Origin of the sequence: Nonomuraea sp. NPDC052129 (assembly GCF_040680095.1) — a bacterium.
Lineage (GTDB): Bacteria > Actinomycetota > Actinomycetes > Streptosporangiales > Streptosporangiaceae > Nonomuraea.
The window spans coordinates 28,495-41,622 of sequence record NZ_JBFAVX010000054.1 but is presented as its reverse complement, the minus strand read 5'-3'; the positions used below and the strand labels follow the sequence as shown (position 1 = coordinate 41,622).

The following is a 13,128-nucleotide window of genomic DNA, read 5'->3' as shown; positions in this document are numbered from 1 at the left end:
TTCCGCACATGACCATGGAAGATACTCTGCCCGGGGTGCGTCTCATCGAAAATCACGAACTCGCCATTAGCCTTGTCCACGCCAACACGGCGAGTTGTGTTCGCGCCAATGCCGACCGAATTATCCAGTGCCGTTTGCCCATCTTTCGGCCCAGGCGCAGCGGTCCCCGCTGAGTCATACCATGCTTTGGGCTGGCCTCGAATGTGCCATTACAGCCAGGCGAACCAGCGTTGTGAACCAGGACATCCGCCCCGCCTACGGCCACATGATAGGTGTGGAGATCGTAGACGGTCAGGTTGTACACCTGCTGGATTGCCGTCCAGGTGCTGATCGCGACGACTCGTGCATGGACGCCGGAAGCCGTCCGGAGGAGCATCCCAGGACGGAGCTTTCCCGCATCCACCCATCGCCGCACGTTCGCGACCCAGATGGGGTGCGCGTCAGTAGCGATCACCACTCCTGTGGCGTTGCCTTCATCGCCGTCAACGTCCATCGTGATCTGTACGAGGTTTTTACTTCCCTCGCCCGTGATCAGTGCAATAACAGGTCTAGCGGATACTCTACCGGTCCGGGGGTCGGCGGCAATTACCCGATCGCCAATCTGAACATCTTCGATTGACTTGCGAGTGCCGTCGGCCATGAGCACCAACGTGCCGGGAACGAAGCTGTTGCACGCTTTGACGACCTGCTTAACATTCTTTTCAGCGGCTTGGATGCGCTTTTTGGAATCAAGATAGCGGTCCAAGGCGCGCATGGCGCGGCCACCCTTAGCGAGGATTTCCTTGCCGATTTTTACTGCCTTGCTCCACTTCCATGGAGGGGCATACTTGACTGCGAGCTTGCCCGCCAGGCCGCCAACCAAGGACCCAAGGATATTAAGAGCGGTATCGCCACAGGCTGACAAGTCTCCTGTGGTGAAGCACTTGATTCCAGCCGTGATACCGAGTTCATCTGCAGCAATCTTGGCGAGGTCGAAGAGCGCGTCCATGAACTGCTGCCAGTACCGCTCGGCCTCCGCCTTCTCACGTGCCAGCTGGTCCTGAGCGCACTTGACCTTGTTCTTCTTCTCGCACTCGGCCTGAGCATTGTTGTCGCATTCCGCCTGGGTGTCGCAGGTCGGAGCGAGCCCGGTGGGGTCCGAATACCCAATCGGGTTGTTACCCGCGTAGCTGTACGGGTTGGCCCACTGCGGCCTCCGTAGATCCAGCAGCGCATCGGCGGAGATGAACTTGCCAATGCCGGCGTCGTAGAAACGGGCGGACAGGTAGACGAGGTCAGTACTGGCGTCCTCGGTCTTACCAAGGAACCCAAGATCGGTGAAGGGCAGTTCATCCCGGCCGCGTTGGTCACCGAAGGGGAAATAGCGCTGACGACGAACTTGTCCGGTGGTGTCGTCGATGGACATCTGGTTGCTGCCGTGCAGCCCGGCGGCCATCCAGGACAAGGTTCCCGACGCGCGCGTCGCTACCTGGCTGCCGTCGCCTGCCTCGTAGTAACGGGTGCCCATCACCTGACCGTTGACGAGGCGAAGCTCCATTGAGCCCAGGTAGAGAGTTGTGCCGTCTGGATCGCGGCGGATCAGGCGTTCACCGTCAGCGTCGTAGACGTTGCTGGTGGATTTTCCGTCGATGGTCGCCTGTTCCAACTGCCCCAGGGCGTTCCATGCGAAGGTGCCATTCACCCCGCCGACAGTGCGGTTGGTCAGTTGACCAGCGTTGTCGTATCTATAGCTGTTGGTTTCATTGGGGCGGTTGATGCTGGTCACCGCGTTCGGCCGGACGGCCGACGCGCCCGGGACTGGGTAGGTGTAGGTGCTGGTCTGCCCCTTGTCGGTGACGCTGGTGATGTTGCCGACCGCGTCGTACTTGTAAGACTGGTTGTACGGGTCGAGCCCGAGGCTGTCGGATGTCCCGCTCGCGCACGAGTCCTTGGTGGTGGTCCACGCCCCGGTTAACCGGTACAGCCCGTCGTAGTTGAAGCATTCCGACTGCCCGGCCGTCTGCCCCGGTACCGCTGAGGCGGCGTCCAGGATGCGGGTGATCTGCCCGGCCAGGTCGTAGGTGTAGCGGTCGTCCTGCACAACCTGCGGTGAGCTGGTGTCGGACTTGACCGTAGTGGTCATCTGCGACAACCAGCCGGTCTTGGCGTCCCACGTCAGATTGCGTTTGACCTGCCCGGTCGCGCCGTACTGCCGCTCGATCAACCGGCCGGTCGGCGAATACCCGGTGGACTTGACGTAGGTGAAGCCACCATCCCAGTCCGAGGTCAGCCCGTTCACCAGCCCCTGATCCGTGAGTGTGGTGGTGAGCGTTTCCTTCGGCAGCCCTCCGGCAGCGGGCATGGTGTACGTGGCGACTCCGCCACCGGGGTGGTAATTCACGGAGAACTGGTAGTCGCCGGCCAGCGCATCTTCCGCCTCAGGAACGGAAAGCACAGACCCAGTCGGCCGCCCTAGGCTGTCATACCCTGTCACTCGATCGACATAGGCGTTTCCGTTGTGGAAACGCGTAGCTGAGGTCAGTTGTCCCTTGGCCAAGGTGTCGTAGACCCATTCGGCCAGTTTCGTGCCCGTGTGCGGTTCACCCTGCCAAATGGCGGTCTTCCGGCCGAGATCGTCGTAGCTGAAGGAGACCTTGGCGCCGTTCCCGTCCACGGTCCAAGCCAGTCGACCTGCGGCGTCGTAGCCCTGGCTGGACGAGCCGGCGTCTGGGTCGGTCGCCGCGATCCGCTGTCCGCGCAGATCGTAGGTGAACGTGCGCACGTTGCCATTGGCGTCGATCTGTTTCGTCAGGCGGCCGTCGATGTCGTACTCGTACCGCGTGCCGTAGTGGGTGGCGCTGTCCACCCACTCCTCCGCCTTGGTCACCCGGTCACCTGCATCAACATGGGAGACCGTCTTACCGCCCACAGGCGGGGTCGTCTCGGTACGGTCCCCGAAGTAGGTGGTGGTACTACGACGCAACTCGGTGGTCGTGGACATGTCGATTTGAGCGGTCGCCCTGCCCAGCCCGTCGTAAACGCTGGTGGACCACTGGGGCAGCGAGGTCAATGCCGGGTTGAGCAGCCCTGCCCCCGCAGCTCGTCCTGAGTGAGTTTCTGAGCTGGGCTTTTATGGCCGCGACTGTTTGATCGGGGAACCGCCCTCTACCGTGGGTGCAGGCGTGTGAGGCGGTGGTGACGGTGGGTTCGTTGCTGGAGGAGTTGGCGCGGCGGGAGGCTGTGGTCCTGCAGCGGATTGAGGAGATCCGGGAGCAGATCGCCGCTTTGGAGTCACGGCTGGAGGCCGAGCAGGACCGGTTGTCAGCGCGGGCCGCGTCGCTGACGCATGATCAGCTGGAGGAAACCATCGCCGAGCAGGGGCGTGAGCTGCTGCGCCAGCTCCTGCAGGCGCACCTGGACCTACGGGCGTGGCGTGAGCAGCAGGCGGTTCTGGCCGCCCGCCGCGACGGCGCCGGGCTGGCCGCGCCTGACGGCGTGGTGCGCCGACGGGTCGAGATGGGGCATCACCGCCTGCTGGCCACCGTGGTCGGGACGGTGACGGTCACCCGGTGTGCCTGGCGCACTCCGGCAGTTCGCAACGTCTATCCGGCGGATGCGGCGTTGTCGCTGCCGGCGGTGCGGCACTCGGCCGGGCTGGCCAAGCTGGCGGTGGTCGAGACGGTGCGTGGCTCGTTCGACACCGCGTACGCGGCGATCAGCGCGCGCTGCGGCCAGGTGATCGGCAAACGGCAGATCGAACACCTCGTGGCCCAGGTGTTGCCGGACACTCGTTGCGTCCATGACGGCGCCACTCGTGATGGGCATGTAGATTCCGGCATTTCAGGCAGTGGTCGGAGGTGTGCGCGCGAGCCCGTGGACACCCTGTCGCCGTGATGCTCATGATGGAGAACACGTCGTCAAACCGGTGAGGCTCACGGTCATGCGGAAGATTCGTGGGCATGCTGTCGCCGGGTTGCGGGCAGGTGGCAGCGACGGGTGGCGGTTTGATCAGCTTCCGCGAGGGGCGATGAGCAGGTGGCCGCCCGCGATCATGGCCATGATCGACCAGAGTGGCGTCTCATGCAGACTCAGAACGCGGGCCGCGCCGATCGCGGCAGCGATCAGTGCGTTGAGGGCTTCGGCCAGGCGGGATCCGAGAGGCTTGAGGGCGCAGGCATCTGGGGTGAACCGGACCAGCGCGATGTTCGCCTGCACCCCCGCGCGGCCTCGGCGTCCAGAACCACGATCACAGCGGTCCTCATCCGATCAGCCTCGCCCGCAGACTCGGCCGGGCGACAGGGGGAAGCGGTGCTGCGGTCGGCCCGACCCTACCCACCGCTCATGATTGCCCGGCCGGAACGAGCAAGCCCGACAGCATGTCCATGACTACGAACGCCCACATGGTCCCCCACCAGGCCGTACGCCCCTCATGCTCACCCCCGTGTCGCTCGGCGTGGTCTACGACGCCGAACCCGCGCCCCGGCGCCCCCACGATGTGATCGCCGCCCCGGGCAGACGAGCCGGGCAGTGCCGACCGCGGGCCAGACCACGCGCGGAGCGCAAGTGGCTGTGCGGCTCCATCATCACCGACCCCGGTACTGTGATCGCCAAGGTCTTCGACCACGCCGAGACCCGCGACCCCACGCACGCCCGTCCCTGGGTCGTACTCGTCGACGGAGCCCGCCACCAGCTCAATCTGATCGACGCCGAGGCCGCCCGCCGCGACATCAGCGTGCACATTGTCATCGACTTCGTCCATGTGATCGAAAAGTTGTGGGCTGGGGATCGCATGGCGGCCGGGCGGTCTAGGTGCGGCCGGTGATACGCCGCCGCAGCCAGCGCAGGCCGTTGACTAGAGGGTCGTAGATCAAGACCATCGCGACGGTGGCCAGCGTGCCGACGACGGCAGTGACTATCACGGTCAGCGCGTAGATTTCGCTGCTAGACATTCTCGCGCCGCAGCTCGGACACGTGCACTACCAAGGCCCGGGCAAAGGTGAACGCCAGCGTGTGCAGGTCGTCCCGTGGGACGTCCCGCAGGACCGGCTGACGACCCGGGGATACGACCAGGCCTTTCACCCCCCACACGCAATAATCGCCCGAACCGTACACATGGGCCTCGCGGCGCAAGTACGGGCATACGGTGATCGCTTCCGGCAGGCAGCCTCGACAGATGGGCGGCTTGCTGAGGCGTCCAGAAGCGGCAGGCGGCTCAACGTGGAAAACCCACGTGAGGAGCCCAGTGTCCGGGTCGGAAGCCGGCCCCTGACACACCTGGCAGAGTCTGCTCAGCATGCATTCCTTCTGCCGCAACGTGTGAAGCTCGTCGTACAGGACTTTCCCGCGGCGGAGCGTCTTCTGCCGGGCCCACATCACGCCCATGTCCCAGTCGCTCGACGTGGGGTCGGTGTAGGACAGCCGCACCCCACTCAATGACCACGTATCCCTGATGAAGGTGAGGTTGAGCGCGACGGTCTCCTCGCTGTAGGCGGTGACGTACGGCACGACTGCCTGAGCGGCGATCACCATGGATCCCCCGTCTGGAACGGTGTCACCGCCGCGCCCGTTGGATGCCTGGCGTGCAACGCGGTGACGCGCGCCAGACGGGCTCGATGACATCAGCGGCTCCCGACCGCCTGCCGCCATGTACACGCGATGGCGAGCCCGGTGCCGACGATGAGCGCCTGCCGGTCAGCCTGCGCAGTGCGCACGCGGCCGGAGTCCAGGTGGGTGACGAAGAGCGCGCCGTCGCCGAACTTCACGATCTCGCAGTCGGGGACGTACGGAGCCGGTTCGGAAGCATTGGCCATGGCGTCGAAGCTATCACATGTACGTACAGGCAAACAGACTGTATATGTGTCTATGCGCACACGTGTACAAGATAACAATATGTCTGTGTGTCTATACCCTCACCTCTGTGGAGATCAATGTGCGCTCGCACGTACCCGTCTACATCCAGGTCGCTACCGGCCTGCGCGAAATGATCAGCACTGGCGAATTGGCCGCCGGCCACGTCTTCCCGGGCGAACACGCGATGGCGCAGGAGTACGGAGTCGGGCGCGAGGCCGTGCGCAAAGCTCTCGGCGTACTGCGCCAGGAAGGTCTCGTCGCAACCAAGCGCGGCGAAGCCTCCTACGTCCGGGCCCAGCCGGAGCGGCGCCGCATCGAGTTGGAACCAGGCGCCCGCGCCTGGTTCCGGCAGACCACGCCAGACGAACGGATCGACCTCGGCATCGACGAGGGCGTCGGCCTGGTGGTGGTCGAGCGGGACGGCGAGGAGACCCGGCTGCTGCCAGCCGATGAGGTGGTCCTGACCGCGAAGAGACACAAGGCTCGCCAGAGCTGAGGAAGACGCGGCCGGGACCAGTGACGGCGCACCGGCCCGCGCTGTGTCAGGTGGGATACCCCGGTCTATAGGTACCTATGCGGCCGCGTGCGCCCTCTTGCGCACGGGGGGACATTCCTTAGGCGAGTCTGAGACCAGCTGAGACGCCTCTCAGCCCTCTCAGCGTTGTCTCAGGGCAAGAACGGGAGAATCGCCACATGAGAGTACTTGTCGTCGAGGATGAGCGGCGAATGGCGGCCGCGCTGCAGCGGGGGCTCCAGGCCGAGGGTTTCGCCGTGGACCTCGCCCACGACGGCGAGCAGGGCCTGCACGCGGCCAGGCACGGCGACTACGACATCGTGGTGCTCGACATCATGCTGCCCCGGCTGTCGGGCTACAACGTGTGCAAGCAGTTGCGCGCCGAAGAGAACTGGGTGCCGATCCTGATGCTCTCCGCCAAGGACGGCGAGTACGACATGGCCGACGGCCTCGATCTGGGCGCCGACGACTACCTGACCAAGCCCTTCTCGTACGTAGTGCTGGTGGCCAGGCTGCGCGCGCTGCTGCGGCGCGACTCCGGGCGGCGGCCCGCCGTGCTGACGGCGGGCGACCTGACACTGGACCCCGCGCGGCGCAGGGTGGAGCGGGGTGAGCAGGTGATCGAGCTGACGCCCAGGGAGTTCGCGCTGCTGGAATATCTGCTGCGCCGGCGCGACGAGGTGGTGTCGAAGTCGGAGATCCTGGAACACGTGTGGGACACCTTCGACACCGACCCGAACGTGGTGGAGGTCTACGTGGGCTACCTGCGGCGCAAGGTCGACGCCCCGTTCGGCAGGAACGCCCTGCAGACCGTGCGCGGCGCGGGCTACCGGCTGGCGGGCGACGGTGGCTGACTCGCCGCTGCTGTGGTGGCGGCGCCAGGGGCTGCGCTTCCGGCTGACGGTCGTGGCCGCCGCCGTCCTCGCGCTCGCGCTGGCCATCTCGGCGTCGGTGCTGCTGACCGTCCTGGACCGGGCCCTCATCGGCACGGTGGACGACTCGACCAGGCAGCAGGCCCAGACCGTGCGGGTGCAGGCCGACGCGGGCACGCTGACCAGCCCGATCGCCACCCACGACGGCACGATCGTGCAGGTGATCGACGCGGCGGGCCGCATCACGGACGTCACGTACGGCGCCGACCGGCTGGTCCCGCTGCTGGACGCGCGGGAGCGGGCCGAGGTGCTGCGCGACGGCCAGGCCACGTTCCTGGACGGCCGGCCGTTCGCGATCTCGGGGCCACTGCGCGTGGTGGTCATCAGCGCCGACCATGGCAGGACCGTGGTCGCGGCCCGGCCCATCGGCGAGATCCAGACCAGCCTCGGTACGGCCGGCCGGGTGCTGCTGGTCGGCACGCCGATGCTCATCGTGCTGCTGGCCGTGGCCAGCTGGGTGGTCATCGGCCGGACGCTGCGGCCGATCGCCGCGCTGCGCAGAGGCGCCGCCGAGATCACGCACACCGCCAGGTCGCGCCGGCTGCCGGTGCCCGAGTCGCGTGACGAGGTGCACTCGCTGGCCACCACGCTCAACGACATGCTGGCCCGGCTGGAGGAGGCCGAGCAGCGCCAGCGGGCGCTGGTCTCCGACGCCGCGCACGAGCTGCGCAGCCCGCTGGCCAGCATCCGGCTGCAGCTGGAGGTGGCGCTCGGCCATCCGGAGGGCCAGGACTGGCCGGAGACGGCCGAGGGCGTGATGGAGGACGCGATGCGGCTGTCCAGGCTCGCCGAGGACCTGCTGGCGCTGGCCCGCCTGGACGAGCGCGGCGGCGTGCCGGCCAGGCGCGAGCCGGTCGATCTCGACGAGGTGGTGCGCCAGACCGTCGACAGGTACGGGGAGGCCCGGCTGACCGTGTGCGATCCCGTCGTGGTCCGCGGCGACGCGCTGGACCTGAGCCGGGTGCTGACGAACCTGGTGGACAACGCCGTACGGCACACCTCGTCGAAGGTGGAGGTGGCGCTGACGGCCGACGGGGTACTGACGGTGACCGACGACGGGCCCGGCATTCCCGAGCAGGATCGCGAGCGGGTGTTCAACCGGTTCACCCGGCTGGACTCGGGCCGCAGCCGCGACGAGGGCGGCGCTGGGCTGGGCCTGGCCATCGTCCGGGAGACCGTGCGGGCGCACGGGGGCGGGGTGCATCTGGAGGACGCCGCACCGGGGCTGCGTGCGGTCGTGCGGTTGCCTGTGGCGAGGTGAGGAGGGGGTTCGCGCACTGGGTGCGTGCGGGGTTCGTGCGGTTCGTGCGGGGGGTTCGTGCGGGGGTGAGTCCTCGCTTCCGGCCGGGCGCGGCGGCGGCCGAAGGCGATGTGCTCAGGACGGGTCAGGCGGCGCTGCCCTTTTCGGCGGCGGCCAGGAAGTCCTGGGCGATCAGCGGCAGGCGGCGACGGGCGTGCACGACGGCGATGACGCGGCGGACCGCGGGTTCCAGCGAGCGCACCACGAGGCCAGCCCGGCCGGCCTGTTCGGCCATGCCGCGGTACCACAGCAGTGACGCCTGGCCGGTGCGTACGGCGTTGAGCCAGCCGTTGCGCTCGTCGGTTTCGAGCACGACGACCGGGCTGACGGCGTACTTGCCGAACATCGCGTCGAGTTCCCTGCGCCGGACGCTGCCCCGTGCGGGCAGGGCCAGGCGCATCCCGTCGAGCTTGCTCATGGGCACGGGATTGGGCAGTTCGAGGCCGGGCGGGGAGATCAGCACGATCTCCTGGCGTTCGAGCGGATGGGTGATCAGATCGGTGGGTACGGGCAGATCGGTCAGGCCGAGGTCGGCCCGCTGATCCCTGATGGCGTTGACGACGGCGTCACGGCCGTCACAACGGACGATGTGCACGCGGACACCTGGGTGCTCGGCGGTATAGGCGGGCAGCAGCCGTCCGGCCAGGCCGGGTTCGAGGCTGGGCGTGGCGGCGATGCGGAGCTCCGCCTCCCCTGTGCTGCCGTGATTGGACAGGCTCTCGATCTCGTGTACGGCATCAAGAGCCTCCCTTGCCAGTTTGACCACCCGCCGGCCTTGTGCGGTGACGACGACACCGCGTCCGGACCTGGCGAAGAGCGTCATGCCGAGTTCCCGTTCCAGATCGCGGATCGCGCGCGAAAGCGCAGGTTGCGCGATATAGAGCGATCTGGCCGCGTCGGTCATGGTGCGGTGCTCCGCAGTCGCGACCACGTAGCGGAGCTGCTGGAGGTTCATGTCAAAGAAGCTAGGACACCAGCTGCCGCGCGGTCCGGGACATAGCAGAGATCACCTCGAATGATTTCGGACCGTAGCCGGGCACCGCGACTTCTGTGACGGGTGATAAATCGGTATGCTTCTGCCCCAAATTCGGCAAATGTCCAACCAGTGACGTACCAAGTCACCCTTTACGGACAACCGAGTCAAGGGGGATACACGGTGACAGGCAACGGGCAGCATCCACCCCCGCCTCAGGGGCCAGGTCAGCCCCTGCGGCCACCGTCGCGTCCGTGGCCGCCGCCGGGTCACCGCGAGCCGCAGTCCCAGGGTTACGGTCATCCGGGGCAGCAGCCGCCTCCCCCGCCTGGACCGGTCTATCCGCCGCCTCCGCCGGGGCCCGTCTATCCGCAGGGGCCGGTGTATCCTCCGCAGGGCCAGCCGTACGGGGCTCCGCCCCAGGGGCAGCCGTACCCGCCCCAGGGGCAGCCGTACCCGCCAAGTGGGCAAGGGCAGCCACAGCCGCCGGGCGGGCCGTATGGGCCGCCACAGGGCGGCGCCTGGCATCCGCAGCAGCCGCCTCCTCCCCCGCGTCCGCCCATGCCGCCGGGGCCGTGGGGGCCGCCGCCGCGGAAGAAGTCGGGCATGGGGGTGATCGGCATCCTCGGGGCGGTGTTCGGGTCGATGGCGGCGCTGTTCGTGCTGATCGTGATCGCCGCGGCGATGCTCAAGGGCTCGTCCAGGCCCGACACGACCACGCCGGTCGCCATCCCCTCCTACACCTACGACGACGACCGGACGCCGTCCCCGTACGAGTCGCGGAGCCAGACCCGGTCGAGCGAGCCGACGGCGACGCGGTCCACCGAGCCCGAGACGCCGACCCGGCCCACGCTGAACACGAGCACGAGGAACAACACCCTCTACCGGGTCGGCACCCTGCCCAGGGTGGCCTGCCCGGCGGGCGGTGCGAGCATCTTCAGCCACAGCCAGCTCAAGGCGCTGATCCTGAAGACCGGCAGGTGCATGGACCGGGCCTGGGGGCCGATCATGCAGCGGCAGGGCATCCGGTTCACGCCGCCGAGGTACTCGATCGTGGCCACGCGCGGCAGGGGCGCCTGCGGCGACTACCCGTCGCCGGGGAGCATGGTGCCGTACTACTGCCCGCGCAACAACACCATCTACGCCTCCACCTCGGCCATGGCCAGGGGCAACGGGAACGCCCGCGGCTACGGGGAGATCATCTCCTGGCACGGCGGGATCATCAGCATGCTGGCCCACGAGTACGGGCACCACGTCCAGAACATCTCGGGCGTGATGGACTCCTGGTGGAAGCAGACGGTCGACTCCAGCAGCCGGAGCGGCAAGCTGGCACTGAGCAGGAAGCTGGAGCTCCAGGCGACGTGCTTCGGCGGCATGTGGATGCGGTCGGTGGCCGCGTCCTACCCGGTCAGCACCGCGAACCGCGCCCGCCTCTTCGCCTTCTACGGGCAGGTGGGTGACTATCCCGGATATCCCCGCGACCACGGCAACAGAGTGAACAACAACCGGTGGTTCCGTCAGGGCTGGGAGAGGAACCAGGCGTTCCAGTGCAACACCTGGATGGCGGCTTCGTCGACGACCTCCTGATGTCATGGCCTGTTCATCTCAGGTTGGGTACATGTCTTGGATGTCCCTATATGGGAGCTAGACTCCTGGCAATCTTGTGCCCTACGGGGTGCAAAAACCATGGGTTTCGCCAGGTAGGCGTGTGAAGGAGCCGGTGTGAGCAAGCGCGATGGGGTGGACACCGCGCCCGAGGGCAGAAAACGGCGCGCTCCCCGCCGCTCGGGCACAGGGTCCGAAACCGGACCAGGAGAGGGTTCGGACGCCGGCCGTACGGGCGAACCGCCGGACGCGGACGACATCCCGCAGAACCGCACCCCCGCGGACGACACACCGCAGAGCGACGCCCTCGCGGACGGCCCCCCAGCTGCGGGCGGCCACGGCACGCGTCCGGCCGGCACGCATCCGGCGGGTCCCGGTGGGACCGGGCCGGGCGGCACCGGTCCGGGTGGGAAGGGTCGGGGCGGCAAGGGCGCTCGCGGTCCCGCGTCCTCCGGTGCCGGGCGGCCCAAGCCTCGGCCGCGGGCGGGCTCGGCGGCGCCGCAGTTCGCCAAGCCGCTCTCCACGGGCGGCCTGCTCGGCTGGACCCTGCTGTCCGCCATCGTCCCCGGCGCCGCCCACCTGCGCGCCGGGCGTCGTCGTACTGGCCTGATCCTGCTCGGCGCGTACGTGGTGCTGCTGCTCGCCGGGCTGGCGTACGGGCTGACGCGCAACAAGGACAACATCGCCCAATTGGTCGGCGCCGACATGCAGCTGACGGTCATCGTCATCGCCGCTGTGCTCGCACTGGCCTGGTTCGCCATCATCGTGCTGTCGTACGTGGCGCTCGGCCCCAACCGGCTGCACCAGCAGGGCCAGATCGTCTCCGGCATCGTGGTCGGCGTGCTCTGCGTCTCGGTCATGGCCCCCTTCGCCTTCGTCGCGAACACCGTGCTGACCTTCCGCAACGCCTCCCAGAAGATCTTCGTCCCCATCGCCCTGAGCACGGACCCGAGTGTCGCGCCGATCAAGGAGGACGATCCCTGGAACGGCAAGGACCGGGTGAACTTCCTGCTGATCGGCGGCGACGCGGCCGGCGACCGTACCGGCGTGCGCACCGACAGCATGACGATCGCCAGCGTGGACATCGCGACGGGCAAGACGGTCCTGTTCAGCCTGCCGCGCAACCTGCAGCACGTGCGCTTCCCGACGACCTCGCCGCTGCGCAAGCAGTTCCCCAACGGCTTCATGGCGGAACTGCCCAACGGCGGCCTGCTCAATGAGGTCTGGCAGTACGCCACTGAGAACCCGCAGATCATGGGCGGCAAGAACAGGGGCCCGCGCGCGCTGATGGACGCCATCGGCTACACGCTCAACCTGAAGATCGACTACTACGCCATGATGAACATGTACGGCTTCGCGGACCTGGTCGACGCCATCGGCGGCCTCAAGATCCGCGTCGAGCGCGACATCAAGTGGGGCGGCCACTTCGGCACCGCGGGCACGATCAAGGCGGGCTACAAGAAGCTGACCGGCGAGCAGGCCCTGTGGTACGGCCGGTCTCGGGTGGACAGCGACGACTTCTCGCGCATGGCCCGCCAGCGCTGCGTCATCGGCGCGTTCGCGCAGCAGGCGACGCCCGACAAGATCCTGTTGAACTTCGGCAAGATCGCCGATGCGACGAAGCGGCTCGCGCAGACGAACATCCCGCAGGAGCTGGTCGAGCCGCTCGTGGCGCTGGCCGTCAAGGTGAAGAGCGCCAAAATCACCAGCTTGCAGTTCGTACCGCCGGAGTTCCTGTCGGGGCGTCCCGACTGGCTCAAGATCAGGCGGGCCGCGGACAAGGCGATCAAGGACTCGGTCCGGCCGGCTCGGAGCGCGCAGGCGGCTGACGTCACGTCCTCGCCCGGGACGCCCACGACCAAGCCGACTCGTTCGTACGCCGCCGCCAAGCCGACCCAGACGCCCACCCAGAACAGCCAGAAGACCGCCCAGAGCCTGTCGGAGCTCTGCGGGCTGTAAGCCCCGCCGCCCGGGT

Annotated in this window: 13 protein-coding genes; 7 read left to right on the top strand and 6 right to left on the bottom strand. The window is 67.6% G+C overall.

The annotated features are described in order from the left end of the window. Positions 1-52 precede the first annotated feature (52 nt). Positions 53-2,866, bottom strand: coding sequence for a polymorphic toxin-type HINT domain-containing protein (locus AB0L53_RS56515; protein WP_364014496.1), 2,814 nt, complete (start codon positions 2,864-2,866; stop codon positions 53-55). Between the two features lie 323 nt (positions 2,867-3,189). Between AB0L53_RS56515 and AB0L53_RS56510 the strand changes: the two genes are divergently transcribed. Further along, positions 3,190-3,873 (top strand): hypothetical protein, encoded by a 684-nt coding sequence (locus AB0L53_RS56510; RefSeq protein WP_364014493.1) that lies wholly within the window; start codon positions 3,190-3,192, stop codon positions 3,871-3,873. Positions 3,874-3,987: 114 nt separating this feature from the next. Here the strand turns inward: AB0L53_RS56510 and AB0L53_RS56505 are convergent, their stop codons facing one another. Next, complete coding sequence (locus AB0L53_RS56505) at positions 3,988-4,194, bottom strand: hypothetical protein (protein WP_364014490.1); 207 nt, start codon at positions 4,192-4,194, stop codon at positions 3,988-3,990. Between the two features lie 214 nt (positions 4,195-4,408). Between AB0L53_RS56505 and AB0L53_RS56500 the strand changes: the two genes are divergently transcribed. Further along, positions 4,409-4,801, top strand: coding sequence for a hypothetical protein (locus AB0L53_RS56500; protein ID WP_364014487.1), 393 nt, complete (start codon positions 4,409-4,411; stop codon positions 4,799-4,801). Here the strand turns inward: AB0L53_RS56500 and AB0L53_RS56495 are convergent. From AB0L53_RS56495 to AB0L53_RS56485, 3 genes are all read right to left on the bottom strand, one after another. Then, positions 4,785-4,928 (bottom strand): hypothetical protein, encoded by a 144-nt coding sequence (locus AB0L53_RS56495; protein ID WP_358433616.1) that lies wholly within the window; start codon positions 4,926-4,928, stop codon positions 4,785-4,787. The genes AB0L53_RS56500 and AB0L53_RS56495 overlap by 17 nt on opposite strands. Continuing rightward, entirely contained in the window at positions 4,921-5,508 is a 588-nt protein-coding gene (locus AB0L53_RS56490; RefSeq protein ID WP_364014484.1) for a hypothetical protein, read from the bottom strand. Before AB0L53_RS56490 ends, AB0L53_RS56495 begins: the two co-directional genes overlap by 8 nt. Positions 5,509-5,597: 89 nt before the next feature. Continuing rightward, positions 5,598-5,789 carry a hypothetical protein gene (locus tag AB0L53_RS56485; protein ID WP_364014482.1) on the bottom strand — a complete coding sequence of 64 codons (192 nt, stop codon included), beginning with the start codon at positions 5,787-5,789 and terminating at the stop codon, positions 5,598-5,600. A gap of 107 nt (positions 5,790-5,896) precedes the next feature. Here AB0L53_RS56485 and AB0L53_RS56480 point away from each other — a divergent pair, with 107 nt between their 5' ends. The 3 genes from AB0L53_RS56480 to AB0L53_RS56470 all read left to right on the top strand — a co-directional run bounded on the left by AB0L53_RS56480 (position 5,897) and on the right by AB0L53_RS56470 (position 8,536). Beyond that, positions 5,897-6,325 (top strand): GntR family transcriptional regulator, encoded by a 429-nt coding sequence (locus tag AB0L53_RS56480; RefSeq protein ID WP_358433625.1) that lies wholly within the window; start codon positions 5,897-5,899, stop codon positions 6,323-6,325. A 197-nt stretch (positions 6,326-6,522) separates the two neighbouring features. Beyond that, positions 6,523-7,197 carry a response regulator transcription factor gene (locus tag AB0L53_RS56475; RefSeq protein ID WP_358552820.1) on the top strand — a complete coding sequence of 225 codons (675 nt, stop codon included), beginning with the start codon at positions 6,523-6,525 and terminating at the stop codon, positions 7,195-7,197. After that, a complete protein-coding gene (locus tag AB0L53_RS56470) occupies positions 7,190-8,536 on the top strand; it encodes an ATP-binding protein (protein ID WP_364014478.1) in 1,347 nt (448 codons plus the stop codon). Before AB0L53_RS56475 ends, AB0L53_RS56470 begins: the two co-directional genes overlap by 8 nt. 124 nt (positions 8,537-8,660) lie before the next feature. Here the strand turns inward: AB0L53_RS56470 and AB0L53_RS56465 are convergent, their stop codons facing one another. Further along, positions 8,661-9,530, bottom strand: a complete 870-nt coding sequence (locus AB0L53_RS56465) for a LysR family transcriptional regulator (protein WP_364014475.1) — start codon at positions 9,528-9,530, stop codon at positions 8,661-8,663. A gap of 624 nt (positions 9,531-10,154) precedes the next feature. Here AB0L53_RS56465 and AB0L53_RS56460 point away from each other — a divergent pair. Continuing rightward, on the top strand, positions 10,155-11,135 hold the full coding sequence (locus tag AB0L53_RS56460; RefSeq protein WP_364014472.1) for a neutral zinc metallopeptidase: 981 nt from the start codon (positions 10,155-10,157) through the stop codon (positions 11,133-11,135). Positions 11,136-11,270: 135 nt separating this feature from the next. Beyond that, positions 11,271-13,112, top strand: a complete 1,842-nt coding sequence (locus AB0L53_RS56455) for an LCP family protein (RefSeq protein ID WP_364014469.1) — start codon at positions 11,271-11,273, stop codon at positions 13,110-13,112. Positions 13,113-13,128: the final 16 nt, after the last annotated feature.

What these genes read in the sequence shown, in the direction of transcription:
- AB0L53_RS56500 (WP_364014487.1), top strand. Translation starts at nt 4,409, where the DNA reads ATGCTCACCCCCGTGTCGCTCGGCGTGGTCTACGACGCCGAACCCGCG.
- AB0L53_RS56475 (WP_358552820.1), top strand. Translation starts at nt 6,523, where the DNA reads ATGAGAGTACTTGTCGTCGAGGATGAGCGGCGAATGGCGGCCGCGCTG.
- AB0L53_RS56485 (WP_364014482.1), bottom strand. Translation starts at nt 5,789, where the DNA reads ATGGCCAATGCTTCCGAACCGGCTCCGTACGTCCCCGACTGCGAGATC.
- AB0L53_RS56460 (WP_364014472.1), top strand. Translation starts at nt 10,155, where the DNA reads ATGGGGGTGATCGGCATCCTCGGGGCGGTGTTCGGGTCGATGGCGGCG.
- AB0L53_RS56490 (WP_364014484.1), bottom strand. Translation starts at nt 5,508, where the DNA reads ATGGTGATCGCCGCTCAGGCAGTCGTGCCGTACGTCACCGCCTACAGC.
- AB0L53_RS56495 (WP_358433616.1), bottom strand. Translation starts at nt 4,928, where the DNA reads ATGTCTAGCAGCGAAATCTACGCGCTGACCGTGATAGTCACTGCCGTC.
- AB0L53_RS56465 (WP_364014475.1), bottom strand. Translation starts at nt 9,530, where the DNA reads ATGAACCTCCAGCAGCTCCGCTACGTGGTCGCGACTGCGGAGCACCGC.